Origin of the sequence: Corynebacterium sp. HMSC074C11 (genome assembly GCF_001809455.1) — a bacterium.
In the GTDB taxonomy this organism is placed as follows: Bacteria; Actinomycetota; Actinomycetes; order Mycobacteriales; family Mycobacteriaceae; genus Corynebacterium; species Corynebacterium amycolatum.
In genome coordinates this window covers 193,868-206,746 of sequence record NZ_KV797729.1, presented here as the reverse complement: position 1 = coordinate 206,746, position 12,879 = coordinate 193,868, and the positions used below count along the sequence as shown (strand labels likewise).

Here is a 12,879-nt window from a genome sequence, read left to right as displayed (position 1 = left end):
AAAATAACCGGGGTCTTCTTCTCACCTTAATGGCTTCAAGGTAGACTACACGGACGAAACCGCTATCCACAGCGTTAATCCCTATAGCACCAATTTTGGAAGGACCAATTCGCAGTGCTTCGTACGCATCTTGCCGGAGACCTCCGCGCTGACCTCGCCGGCAGCACAGTAACCCTGACCGGTTGGGTAGGACGCCGCCGTGACCACGGTGGTGTGATCTTCATTGACATGCGTGACCGCTCCGGTTACGCCCAGGTTGTGTTCCGCAACAGTGAAGTTGCTGAGCGTGCACACCACCTGCGCAGCGAGTACTGCATTCAGGTCACCGGTGTCGTTGAGAAGCGCCCGGAGGGCTCCGAAAACCCGAACCTGGCATCGGGAGAAATTGAGGTCAATGTTACGGAGCTGACCATCCTCAACGAGTCGGCGGCATTGCCGTTCCAGCTCGAGGACGTTGGAACTTCTGGCACTGTGGGCGAAGAAGCTCGCCTGAAGTACCGCTACCTAGACCTACGCCGTGAAGGCCCGGCCAAAATTATGCGTCTTCGTGCGGCTGTCAACCGCGCAGCACGTAAGGTGCTGGACAGCCACGACTTTACAGAAATCGAGACTCCGACGTTGACTCGCTCTACGCCGGAAGGCGCTCGTGACTTCGTAGTGCCGGCTCGTTTGAAGCCGGGCACTTTCTATGCACTGCCGCAGTCCCCTCAGCTGTTCAAGCAGCTGCTTATGGTCGCTGGTATGGAGCGCTACTACCAGATTGCCCGCTGCTACCGCGATGAGGACTTCCGCGCTGACCGCCAGCCAGAGTTCACTCAGCTCGACGTTGAGATGAGCTTCGCCGAGCAGGACGATGTCATTGCGCTGGCAGAAGAGATTCTGGTTGCTATCTTCGCCGAGGCCGGTGTCACTGTTCAGACTCCGATTCCACGCATGACCTTCAAGGAGGCCATGGAGAAGTACGGTTCTGACAAACCAGACCTGCGCTTCGACATTCCGTTGGTGGAGTGCACTGAGTTCTTCAAGGACACCACTTTCCGTGTCTTCCAGAACGACTACGTTGGTGCAGTTGTTATGGACGGTGGCGCATCGCAGCCTCGTCGTCAACTCGATGCTTGGCAGGATTGGGCCCGCCAGCGCGGCGCGAAGGGCCTGGCCTACATCCTCGTCGGGGAGGACGGCACTCTGGGTGGCCCGGTTGCCAAGAACATTACTGACGCAGAGCGTGAAGGCATCGCGGTGCACGTCGGCGCAAAGCCGGGTGACTGCATCTTCTTCGCTGCAGGTGATGCTAAGAGCTCCCGTGCACTGCTGGGTGCTGCTCGTGGAGAGATTGCCAAGAAGCTCGGCCTGATCAAGGAAGGCGACTGGGCATTCACCTGGGTCGTCGACGCACCGTTGTTCGAGCCGGCTGCCGACGCTACCGCTTCCGGTGACGTTGCCCTGGGCCACTCCCAGTGGACTGCTGTGCACCACGCCTTCACCTCGCCGAAGCCAGAGCACATGGATACCTTCGACAAGGATCCGGGCAACGCACTGGCTTACGCCTACGACATCGTCTGCAACGGTAACGAAATTGGTGGCGGCTCCATTCGTATTCACCGCCCAGATGTCCAGAAGCGCGTCTTCGATGTTATGGGCATCGGCGAGGAAGAGGCACAGGAGCAGTTCGGCTTCCTGTTGGACGCTTTCCAGTACGGCGCTCCGCCGCACGGTGGTATCGCATTCGGTTGGGACCGTATCGTTTCCCTGCTGGCCGGCGTTGACTCCATTCGCGATGTTATCGCCTTCCCGAAGTCCGGTGGCGGCGTTGATCCGTTGACTGACGCCCCGACTCCGATTACCGCTCAGCAGCGCAAGGAGACCGGTATCGACTTCAAGCCGAAGCCAAAGCAGAAGGCAGACGCCGCTAAGGCAGCAGCCGACGCAGGCGACAGCAAGTAAACAAAGAAATCACATTGCGAGGAATGTGCTCCGCCACTCCAGCGTGAACAGCGCGAGCGGGGTCGATTCCTCCTAACTAAGGCGGTACGGGCCACAACGCGACATCCGTATCGCCTGACTGAAACTGGCTCATTGAAAGGGCATTCAATGGAGTACTCGGACGACGCTGCAGCAGAAGTTGACAGTGTAGTTAAAGATGCAGAGACACTGCTTTCCGCACGATTCGGCGGCACTCCAGTGTTGTCGGATCCAGAAGTACTTACAGGCCAGTCAAACGCTCTTGTTGTCCGCGTACGGGTCGCCACAAATCCCTTTATGCAGGAGCGCACGGTCGTCGTAAAGCAAATTCCTACGATGACTGAAGGTGTCGATCCCGCCGTTTTACGGGAAGTCGTGGCGTACCAGTTCATCAATACGCTGCCTGACGACGTTCGCCCGGGGCCTCAGCTTCTTGCTTACGATGTTTCAAAGCAGCTATTGGTTCTCAGCGACGTCGGTGTCGTGGACACTCTTGCGGACGTACTCTTTCGTGGCGATGAAGAGCGTCGATTGCGCGCGTTCCGCAGTCTCGGCGCGTCGCTGGGCCGGATGCATATTCACACGCATACTCGCGAAGAGGGGTTTGAGACCCTGCGTCGTCGTATGTGGGTGAAGAACAAGGTCGATCGTGAGGCTCTCGAGGCGCGTGACCACGGCATTGTGTCGGGGATTCGCTTTGGCATGCGAGCTATTGAAGGCTCCGGTATTCCTGTTCCCGACGCTGTGCGCTCTTTCGGTGAGGATGCTGCTCGTCGAATTGAGAAGGGCACGCATAGGGCGTTTACTCCGTTTGACCTCGCCCCGGACAACATTCTGCTGGCGGACAAGGTCCAGTTCCTCGACTATGAGTGGGCTGGTTACCGCGATGTCATCTTCGACGTGGCCAGCGTCGTCGCAGGCTTCCCGCTGCACGTTTTCGTGGAGCGCCCATCGGAGGCAGAGGTCGACGCATTTGTCCGTGCATGGATGGAAGAGATTCGTGACCATTGGTATCGCGACACGAGCGACCGCCGTATGATGGCGTTCATTGCTGCGGCTTTGCTCGGTTGGTTCTTCATCTCCGCAACGGTTTCCGTCTTCGGTTCTCCGAAGCAAGCGCTGTGGGTGGGGCATGAAGGACGTACGGACCTGAAGCCGGAAGTTGGTGGCTCAGCATTGGAGCGACGCGACATGGCTAACACAGCTCGCGCCATTGCGCAGTTCGCCCATAGATGTGAGGACGATCGTGCCGACGAGCTGGAAAAGTTCGCACATGCTGTAATTGATTTCTTAGAGCAAGAGGAAGGCTAGGGCATACGTGGCGGATCCGAATAAGCTGCCGACAGGCGGTGCAAACGGCTCCGCCGATGACGCTCCAGGGCTTTTCGACGAGCCTTCGATTGCCGGCCCTGCGGCGGCCAAGAGCCAAGGTCGGGGTGCGGGGCCAGCAAGCACTGGCCTGAACTCCGATGCGAACACCTATTTCCACCCAGGTGCACATGCGCCATTGGCTGTTCGGATGCGACCGCGAAACCTGGATGAAGTCGTTGGTCAAGACCACCTGCTAGCACCCGGAGCACCGTTGCGCCGTCTGGTCGAGGGGGGCGGCGACACCTCCGTTATTCTGTTTGGCCCTCCTGGAACTGGCAAGACCACTCTTGCCAGTTTGATTTCCGCGGCGACCGGTCGACACTTTGAAGCGCTTTCCGCGCTTAATGCCGGGGTGAAGGAAGTGCGTGCGGTTATCGATACTGCTCGTCGCACGCTCGTTAATCAGGGCATTCAAACGGTGCTCTTCATCGACGAGGTGCACCGCTTCTCTAAGACCCAGCAGGATGCCCTGTTGGGTGCCGTGGAAAATCGGATTGTCCTTCTCGTTGCGGCAACGACGGAAAACCCATCCTTCTCAGTGGTGTCCCCGCTGCTCAGTCGATCACTGTTGTTACAGTTGCAGCCACTGGATGACGAAGCCGTCGGCACGCTCATTGATCGAGCACTTACTGATGAGCGCGGCCTCAATGGTCGCGTCAGTATGACAGACGATGCACGTAATCAACTCATTGCGCTGGCAGCTGGTGATGCTCGTCGTTCCCTCACGTACCTCGAGGCAGCCGCAGAAGCCGTAGCCGACGGTGAGCAGATTACCTCTGAGTCGCTTGCCAATTCGATCAACAGGGCCGTGGTTCGCTATGACCGCGATGGCGACCAGCATTACGACGTCACCAGCGCGTTTATTAAGTCCGTTCGAGGGTCTGATGTCGATGCTGCCCTGCACTACTTGGCGCGGATGATTGAGGGTGGGGAAGACCCTCGGTTTATTGCCCGCCGAATCGTAATTCTGGCTAGCGAAGACATCGGTATGGCAGACCCGACAGCACTGCAAACCGCCGTCGCCGCGGCGCAGGCCGTTGCCTTGATAGGCATGCCGGAAGCCCGGCTGACGCTGGCGCAGGCCACGATTCACTTGGCCACGGCACCGAAATCCAATTCGGTCATAAGCGCAATCGACGGGGCGTTGAAGGATGTTCGTTCCGGGAAGACCGGGCCGGTGCCACCGCATTTGCGCGACGGACATTACAGCGGGGCTAAGGACCTTGGTCACGCGGTGGACTATATCTACCCGCACAATGACCCCATGGGTGTCGTTGCCCAACAGTATCCACCAGATCAGTTGGTGGGCACTGATTATTTCGTTCCATCCAATCATGGTCGTGAAAACGGCATGGCTGAGTACCTCGGACGCATTCGCCGAATTATCCGGGGGAGCCGCCGGAAATCGAAGTAGGCGAGATCGGTCGGGATCTACGGGGTGCCGGTGGGGTGGTTTTAAAGTTGCTCGAACCGAGCGGGTAGACTGCTAGTTTTGTATTAAACATCTCGGACGCTCGACGTGAAACGAGGAAGTAGAACACCGTGCAGACTCATGAAATTCGAAATCGCTTCATCCAGCATTTCGTAAAGGCGGGACACACCGAGGTCCCCAGTGCCTCCCTGGTTTTGGATGACCCGAACCTGCTGTTCGTTAATGCCGGCATGGTGCCGTTCAAGCCCTACTTCCTCGGCAATGAGACTCCGGACTTCTCCACCGCGACCTCGATTCAGAAGTGCGTGCGCACACTGGACATTGAAGAGGTGGGTATCACCACTCGCCACAACACCTTCTTCCAGATGGCGGGTAACTTCTCATTCGGAAATTACTTCAAGGAAGGTGCCATCACTCATGCATGGAGCCTTCTGACTGGTGCTGTTGAGGACGGCGGCTTTGGCATCCCGGCTGAGAAGCTGTGGGTAACGGTTTTCCTCGACGACGATGAGGCCCATGACATCTGGCACGAGAAGGTTGGTGTACCGGAGGAGCGCATTCAGCGCCGAGGTATGGCGGACAACTACTGGTCCATGGGTGTACCTGGCCCGTGTGGTCCGTGCTCAGAGATTTTCTACGATCGCGGCCCGGAGTACGGTGCTGATGGTGGCCCAGAGGCCGACGAGGATCGCTACATCGAGATTTGGAACCTCGTCTTCATGGAAAACGAGCGTGGCGAAGGAACAGGCAAGGACTCTTTCGAGATTCTTGGCCCGTTGCCGAAGAAGAACATCGATACCGGTATGGGTATCGAGCGTGTTGCTTTCCTGCTGCAGGGTGTCGACAACGTCTACGAAACTGACCTACTGCGTCCGGTTATCGACGAGGCAGAGCGGCTCACCGGTTCGAAATACAGCTCGAACCACCAGGACAACATCCGTTTCCGCGTCATCGCTGACCACAGCCGTACCGGCTTGATGCTGATGCTCGACGGCGTCACTCCCTCGAACTCCGATCGTGGCTATATTCTGCGTCGCCTTCTGCGCCGTATTATCCGCTCTGCGCGCTTGCTCGGAGCTAACGGTCCAGTGCTGGAGAAGCTGATTGGTATCGCGGCCGAGACCATGACCCCGTCGTACCCAGAGATCGCGGAGAACTGGAACCGTATTCGCCGCGTCGCCGTCGCCGAGGAAAAGACCTTCACCAAGACTCTGTCCGCTGGTGAGGAGCTGTTCGAGCGCGCGGCCACCAAGGCCAAGGCAGAGGGTAAAACCGTTCTATCCGGTCACGATGCCTTCACCCTGCATGACACCCACGGCTTCCCAATCGACCTGACCATCGAGATGGCCGAAGAAGCTGGCCTGACCATCGACCGCGAGGAATTCGATCGCGAGATGGCTGAGCAGCGTGCGCGTGCAAAGGCCGACAGCCAGGCAAAGAAACAGTCGCACACCGACCTGCACGTCTACCGCGAGTTCATCGATGAACACCCGACGTCCTTCACTGGTTACGATCGGCTTGCCGACGAATCCACGATTCTCGGCATCATTGCCGATGGCCAGAAGCAGGCGTTTGCCGCAGAGGGCGATGAGATTGAGGTTATCCTCGACCGCACTCCGCTCTATGCCGAGGCCGGAGGTCAGCTGGCTGACCGTGGTCGAATCGTGACTGATTCCGGCGCTGTGGTCCACATCAACGATGTCCAAAAGGTGGGCAAGAAGCTGTGGCTGCACAAGGGCATCGTCACAGCCGGTGAGTTTACCCCGGGCGTCTCCGCTGAAGCTTTGGTAGACGAGCAGTGGCGTCACGGTGCTCGTCAGGCGCACACTGCAACTCACCTGATTCACGGTGCTCTGCGTCAGGTACTGGGGGATACTGCAACTCAGGCTGGTTCCATGAATAAGCCGGGCTACCTCCGTTTCGACTTCAAGTACGGTGAGCAGCTCACACCGGAACAGCTCCGTGAGATTGAGCAGATTACCAATGAGGCTGTCGACAACGACTGGGCTGTCAATACTGCCGAGATGCCGTTGGAAGAGGCCAAGGCCGCTGGTGCCATGGCATTGTTCAACGAAAACTACGGCGACATCGTCCGCGTTGTCGAGGTCGGTGGCCCGTTCTCAATTGAGCTGTGTGGCGGTACCCACGTTTCGCATTCTTCGCAGATTGGTCCGGTAGCTGTGCTGGGCGAGTCCTCTGTCGGATCGGGCGTGCGCCGTATTGAGGCCTACTCGGGTATGGATTCCTTCCGCTACCTGTCCACCGAGCGTCTCCTGGCTGAACGACTGGCCACTGAATTCAAGGCTCCGTCTGCTGAGCTGCCAGACCGCATCGCAGCATTGGCTGAGAAGCTCAAGGCTGCAGAGAAGCAGCTCGCTGATTTCAAGGCCGGACAGCTGCTGGCCAATGCCGCATCTCACCTGGAGTCCGCTCGCACCATCGGCGATGTTACTTACCTCGGCCTTAAGCTTCCCGACGGTACGGAGATGAAGGACATCCGTTCGCTGGCTAATGACTTGGCGAAGCGTCTTGCGGATCGCCCAAGCGTTATTGCGTTGATTTCCAACGCTGGCGGCAAGGTTCCATTTGTGGCCTCGGTTTCGGATGAAGCCGTCAATCGCGGTATTAAGGCCGGCGATTTGGTGAAGCTGATGGGCGCCGAGGTCGGCGGCAAGGGCGGCGGTAAACCGGCAATGGCACAGGGCTCCGGCTCTGATGCCTCCGGTATCGACGCAGCATTGGCCGCTGTTGAGGCCGAACTGTCCAAGTAGTCAATTAACGGCTGTGCTATCGGAAGAGCAGTAAACAATGGCTAAGCCCCGCATTGATACCCCCGGTCAGGATGATCCCGGTTGGGGTCGGCGGCTCGGAATCGACGTCGGCGATGTCCGCGTTGGTGTCGCAGTCTCTGACCCCGACTGTATCCTGGCGACCCCGGTTGAAACAGTCACTCGAGCAACGGGGCGAAAAGATCCTGACGGGCCGGATATTGACCGGCTCGTGGGACTCGCCACTGAACTTGAGGTCGTCGAGATTGTTGTCGGGATGCCCCTTATGCTCGACGGCACGTTCGGGACTTCTGCGCGGAAAGCTACTGACGTTGGATTCCGGCTGCAGCGCCGACTCGGTGACCGAGTCGTAGTGCATTACGCCGATGAACGGATGACGACGGTAATGGCTCAATCAAGGCTGCACGCAGCAGGTATTGATGTTAAGTCCGGGCGGAAGATTATTGACCAGGCTGCGGCAGTAGAAATTCTACAATCCTGGTTGGACAGACGGGCAAAATCTTTGGACGAAAATACCGACTAGGGGCACACAAAAGTTACCGAAAGGTGACAATTCACCCACCTTTGCGCAATTATTAAGTGTGTAATATCTGAGCACGTTTCTGCGTGCATGGGATTTGAAAAGTTGAAGTGGCGATTCACACCTACAATGCAACCTAGTGCTACGACTTCGTCGTAAAGCTATGTCGTACCAGTCGCTGTTAGTCGCGTGTCGCACCCAAATGGGAAGACTCCGCGCTGATACCGATGGGAGAGTGAGCTGCGTTCGAGGAGATTATTGATGAGTAAAGACGCGCAGACTGCGCGCCGCACTGGTAGCGGCGGTGACGACCGGGACCGCGCTGGTGCTCGCAGCGGTGGGACAAAGCCTCGGGTTCGCCACCGCCAAACGGCAGTGGCAATCAATGTGACTTCTGTCCTGTTATGCGTGTTCGTCCTCGCAGTGATTGGCCTCGTCTGGAATCGTGGGGGCATTGTAGACGATTACGACGGCAAAGCCGAGGGGCCAATGACGATTGTTGAGGTCAGTGAAGGCACGTCACTTACTGATTTGTCCAACCAATTGGTGGAAAGCGGCGTCGTCAAGTCTTCCCGTGCATTCATCCAGGCCGCGAATGAAAACTCCCATTCAAGTGAATTGCAGCCGGGTTTCTACCGACTCCACCAGCGGATGAAGGCCGATGAGACCGTCGAGGCTCTTCTGGATGTCGAAAATCAGGTCGGTACCGTTGACATTCCGACTGGCGCCCGTTTCGCCGATACCCGCATTGTGTCCTCATCGGATGTGCGTAAGGGAATTTTCTCGCTTATTTCAGAGGCCACTTGCGTTGAGGACAATGACTGCGTGTCCAAGACCGATCTCGAACGTGCTGCTGGCGAGGCTGATTTGGCCGCGCTCGGTGTTCCAGAATGGGCACGGGACGCGGTAACTGCGCGTGGCAACGACCCTCGTCGTCTTGAGGGACTCATTACGCCAGGTGTTCATCACCTTGACCCGCAGCAGACGCCCGAACAGATGCTGGCAAAATTGGTCAAGGAATCGGTGAAGAACTATGAGGACACAGGGCTCATGGCTTCAGCGGACATGGTTGGTCTGTCTCCATACGAGCTGATTACCGCAGCTTCTCTGATTCAGATGGAGTCGCCAGATGGTGACTTCGATAAGGTCGCTCGCGTTATTCTGAACCGTCTGGAGGAGCCGATGCAGCTGCAGTTCGACTCGACAGTCAATTACGATCTGCCGGATCAGGAAATCGCAACCACGGATGAGGACCGCGCGCGAAAGACCGCATGGAACACCTACGCCAAGGAGGGGCTGCCGGAAACCCCTATTGCTTCGCCCTCCATCGAGGCGATTCGTGCCATGGAAAATCCGGCTGACGGCACCTGGCTGTACTTTGTCACGGTGGACAAGGAAGGGAATACCGTCTTTAGCACGACCTTCGAAGAGCACGAGGCCGCTATTGACGAGTCACGCAGCAATGGCGTGCTGGATTCGAACCGCTAAGAGGTAGAACTCCTATGCCTATAACTCATCGCGCAGCCGTGCTGGGAGATCCGATTGATCACTCGTACTCGCCGGCTATTCACAACGCCGGTTACTGCGCTGCGGGAATGAATGACTGGCACTATGACCGCATTCGGTGCAACGCCGAAGAGCTTGCCGACGTCGTTGGTGGCGCAGACCCCAGTTTCCAGGGGTTTTCCGTCACGATGCCCGGCAAGTTTGCCGCGCTGGACTTCGCCGATGAAGTCAGTGAGCGCGCACGGCTAATTGGTTCGGCGAACACCCTGGTCCGTCGCGATTCGGGCTGGTTCGCCGACAACACTGATGGTGACGGTGTATTGGGAGCACTGCGCGAGATTGACTGCACGAACGCACCACGTGGTCGCGCCGTTGTTGTTGGTGCCGGTGGCACGGCACGACCGGCACTTTGGGCGCTATCGCAGCTGGGTGTCAATCATGTGACTGTAATAGCGCGCTCCAAGCGCGCATATGACATTGAACCGCTAGCTGCCGCGCTGGGGATGGAATTTGTTTGGGTGACTTTTGACGCTCCAAACCTGGCAGATATTGCTGGCAATGCCGACGTGCTGGTCTCTACGGTGCCGTCAGCCGCAATTGAATCGGTTGCTGGCTACCTCGCTCGAGCACCGAAGATTCTCGATGTTATTTACAATCCCTGGCCAACCCCACTTGTGAAAGCAGCCGAACGCGGAGGGACACAGGCGGTCGGTGGACTGTCCATGTTGCTACATCAAGCGGTGGGACAGTTCGAGCAGTTCACTGGGCGCACTCCCGATGTCGAGGCGATGCGTGCAGCGCTGCCGATCTAACTCACACCCGTTACAATCCCAAAGTTATGGGGTGGGACATAACTGAGATAGGGCTGTCTCCGATTGGACAGCACAGGATTGACCCGGTCTACCTTGACCGGGTTTTCTATTACCTAGTCGTGTTGCTTGTTCTCGGCTGGGGCGGTACTGGCTGCTGGTTGGATGTGATCCGGCGAAGACTGCCGAACTGGTGGTTGATGCTAGGGGGAGTGGGCCTGATAGCGATCACTGGAATGGTGCTCCAGCATAAAGGCACCTTGGCTGACGATTTCGCCAGTGCAGTCGCAGCCATAGGAACAGGAATAGGCCTCTGGTTTGGCCTCTATGTAGCAGTCTTCATAATCAACCGACGCTCTATGGGGGCTGGAGATGTGAAGCTCGCAGCAATTCTCGGTGGCGGTGTCGGTGTGGTATCGGGCGAGCCGGTGGCGGCAGCGATCTGGATTGCAGTGGCAATTCTGTTGGCTGCGGGACTCACTCTCCTCATCGCAGTAGTCACGGCGGGAAAGCGGGGCTGGGGTGACCGTCGTAAAGCAAAAACCGCGCGTGTGCCGGCGAGCGTGCCTCATGGGCCTGCAATGCTTGCAGCAACTGCCATTGTGTGGGGGATAAGCGGAGGGCACCTACAAGTCCCCTGAAGCGGTAGACCAGGGGCGATAAAATGGGGCATATTTGAAACTTGTATGCCCCCAAATGCACAAGAAGTACGGCAAACGTGACATTATGATACCTATGCTTCGTTGGACTACCGCGGGTGAATCTCACGGCAAAGCGCTTATCGCTCTCGTAGAAGGTGCGCCAGCCGGACTTCCCCTGACTACAGATGACGTATCACGCCACCTCGCACGCCGCCGTCTCGGTTATGGTCGCGGCGCGCGAATGAAGTTTGAGGCTGATGAGGTCACGCTGCTGACTGGCATTCGACATGGTGAGACGCTGGGATCGCCGATTGGCATAATGGTCGGCAACTCCGAATGGCCCAAGTGGACTGAGGTCATGAGCCCGGATCCGGTTGAGCCAGCTGTTTTGGATACAGCTCGTGGCGCCACCTTAACCCGCCCGCGCCCGGGGCATGCCGATTTCAACGGCATGCTGAAGTACAATCACACCGATGCTCGAAACATCCTGGAGCGGTCATCGGCTCGTGAGACTGCAGCACGTGTGGCGGCATCAGTTGTGGCCCGCTCAATTCTGCGTGAGACTCTCGGTGTGGAAGTTGTCAGCCACGTTATTTCCATCGGTCGTTCCGAGCCCTACGAGGGGCCACTGCCGACCTTCGCCGATCAGGACAAGATTGACGAGTCGCCAGTGCGTGCATTCTCCGCAGCTGCGGAGGAGTCGATGATTGACGAAATCAAGGCCGCCAAGAAGCAGGGCGACACTCTCGGTGGCATCGTCGAGATCGTTGTCCACGGTCTGCCGGTGGGGCTGGGATCGCACATTTCCGGTGATGCCCGTCTGGATTCGCAGCTTGCAGGTGCCTTGATGGGAATTCAGTCCGTCAAGGGCGTGGAGATCGGCGACGGTTTTGAGGAAGCCCGTCGCCGTGGCACCGAGGCCCATGATGAAATGGTGCGTACCGACGACGGCGTGGATCGTGAAACTAACCGCGCCGGTGGCCTGGAGGGTGGCATGACTAATGCTCAACCTCTCGTTGTACGTGCTGCGATGAAGCCAATTTCGACCGTTCCGCGTGCGTTGAAGACCGTTGATATGGCCAGCGGCGATGCAGCTACCGCGATCCACCAGCGCTCTGATGTCTGCGCGGTCCCGGCCGGCGGTGTTGTCGCAGAGGCAATGGTCGCGCTAGTACTGGCGCGTGCAGTAATGGAGAAGTTCGGCGGCGATAGCCTGGAGGAAACCAAGCGTAACGTTGAGGGCTACTTGGAGCAGACTCGACGTCGCCTTGATTGGAAATAGCGCCACTGTCGCGCACACGAAGAAGGGTAAAACGAGGGGAATGTCCGTTCCTACTATTGTCCTTGTCGGACCGCCCGGATCGGGAAAGTCCACCATCGGTCGTCGACTGTCTCGTGCATTGAGCACGAGACTTACGGATACCGATGAGATGATTGAACAGCGCATGGGCAAGACTTGTGGGGAAGTCTTTTCCGAGCTGGGAGAGCCGGAATTCCGCCGCATCGAGGAACAAGTTGTGGCGGAGGCTCTGACCCACGACGGAATCGTCTCACTTGGCGGTGGTGCCGTGATTTCGCAGGCGACCCGTGACCTGCTGGCAGACCATAACGTCGTCTACCTCGAGATCAGCATTGCAGAGGGCGTCCGCCGTACCGCGGGTAACAATTCGCGCCCGGTACTCCAGGCGGCTGACCCAGAGGCTCATTACCGCGCACTCTATGAGGCTCGCCGAGCTTTCTACGAAGATGCAGCCACTTTCAAGGTGCGTTCCGACGAACGTTCCCCGCAGCGCGTTGTAGCCGAGATCCTCAGCTACCTCGATGAAACCTGCGACGAGGCTTAACCGGC

Annotated in this window: 10 protein-coding genes; all 10 read left to right on the top strand. The window is 58.0% G+C overall.

What is annotated here, in order from left to right; genetic code table 11:
- Nucleotides 1–114: 114 nt before the first annotated feature.
- Nucleotides 115–1,944, top strand: coding sequence for an aspartate--tRNA ligase (gene aspS, locus HMPREF2614_RS04700; RefSeq protein ID WP_038628885.1), 1,830 nt, complete (start codon nucleotides 115–117; stop codon nucleotides 1,942–1,944).
- A 147-nt stretch (nucleotides 1,945–2,091) separates the two neighbouring features.
- A complete protein-coding gene (locus tag HMPREF2614_RS04695; RefSeq protein WP_049180992.1) occupies nucleotides 2,092–3,273 on the top strand; it encodes a phosphotransferase in 1,182 nt (393 codons plus the stop codon).
- A gap of 88 nt (nucleotides 3,274–3,361) precedes the next feature.
- Nucleotides 3,362–4,747 carry a replication-associated recombination protein A gene (locus HMPREF2614_RS04690; protein WP_370643280.1) on the top strand — a complete coding sequence of 462 codons (1,386 nt, stop codon included), beginning with the start codon at nucleotides 3,362–3,364 and terminating at the stop codon, nucleotides 4,745–4,747.
- A gap of 128 nt (nucleotides 4,748–4,875) precedes the next feature.
- Nucleotides 4,876–7,536 (top strand): alanine--tRNA ligase, encoded by a 2,661-nt coding sequence (gene alaS / locus HMPREF2614_RS04685; RefSeq protein ID WP_038628889.1) that lies wholly within the window; start codon nucleotides 4,876–4,878, stop codon nucleotides 7,534–7,536.
- Between the two features lie 37 nt (nucleotides 7,537–7,573).
- The gene (gene ruvX / locus HMPREF2614_RS04680) at nucleotides 7,574–8,077 is read left to right on the top strand and encodes a Holliday junction resolvase RuvX (RefSeq protein WP_038628891.1); all 504 of its coding nucleotides are present in this window, start codon (nucleotides 7,574–7,576) and stop codon (nucleotides 8,075–8,077) included.
- 258 nt (nucleotides 8,078–8,335) lie between these two features.
- The gene (gene mltG / locus HMPREF2614_RS04675; protein WP_038628894.1) at nucleotides 8,336–9,562 is read left to right on the top strand and encodes an endolytic transglycosylase MltG; all 1,227 of its coding nucleotides are present in this window, start codon (nucleotides 8,336–8,338) and stop codon (nucleotides 9,560–9,562) included.
- A gap of 14 nt (nucleotides 9,563–9,576) precedes the next feature.
- Nucleotides 9,577–10,392, top strand: coding sequence for a shikimate dehydrogenase (locus HMPREF2614_RS04670; protein ID WP_038628896.1), 816 nt, complete (start codon nucleotides 9,577–9,579; stop codon nucleotides 10,390–10,392).
- Nucleotides 10,393–10,418: 26 nt separating this feature from the next.
- On the top strand, nucleotides 10,419–11,030 hold the full coding sequence (locus HMPREF2614_RS04665) for a prepilin peptidase (protein WP_052155608.1): 612 nt from the start codon (nucleotides 10,419–10,421) through the stop codon (nucleotides 11,028–11,030).
- A gap of 94 nt (nucleotides 11,031–11,124) precedes the next feature.
- A complete protein-coding gene (gene aroC, locus HMPREF2614_RS04660; RefSeq protein WP_070560335.1) occupies nucleotides 11,125–12,312 on the top strand; it encodes a chorismate synthase in 1,188 nt (395 codons plus the stop codon).
- 40 nt (nucleotides 12,313–12,352) lie between these two features.
- Nucleotides 12,353–12,874, top strand: coding sequence for a shikimate kinase (locus tag HMPREF2614_RS04655; RefSeq protein ID WP_038628898.1), 522 nt, complete (start codon nucleotides 12,353–12,355; stop codon nucleotides 12,872–12,874).
- Nucleotides 12,875–12,879: the final 5 nt, after the last annotated feature.

Coding starts and splice junctions, on each gene's coding strand:
- HMPREF2614_RS04655 (WP_038628898.1), top strand. CDS start 12,353: ATGTCCGTTCCTACTATTGTCCTTGTCGGACCGCCCGGATCGGGAAAG.
- HMPREF2614_RS04670 (WP_038628896.1), top strand. CDS start 9,577: ATGCCTATAACTCATCGCGCAGCCGTGCTGGGAGATCCGATTGATCAC.
- HMPREF2614_RS04665 (WP_052155608.1), top strand. CDS start 10,419: ATGGGGTGGGACATAACTGAGATAGGGCTGTCTCCGATTGGACAGCAC.
- ruvX (WP_038628891.1), top strand. CDS start 7,574: ATGGCTAAGCCCCGCATTGATACCCCCGGTCAGGATGATCCCGGTTGG.
- HMPREF2614_RS04695 (WP_049180992.1), top strand. CDS start 2,092: ATGGAGTACTCGGACGACGCTGCAGCAGAAGTTGACAGTGTAGTTAAA.
- aroC (WP_070560335.1), top strand. CDS start 11,125: ATGCTTCGTTGGACTACCGCGGGTGAATCTCACGGCAAAGCGCTTATC.
- mltG (WP_038628894.1), top strand. CDS start 8,336: ATGAGTAAAGACGCGCAGACTGCGCGCCGCACTGGTAGCGGCGGTGAC.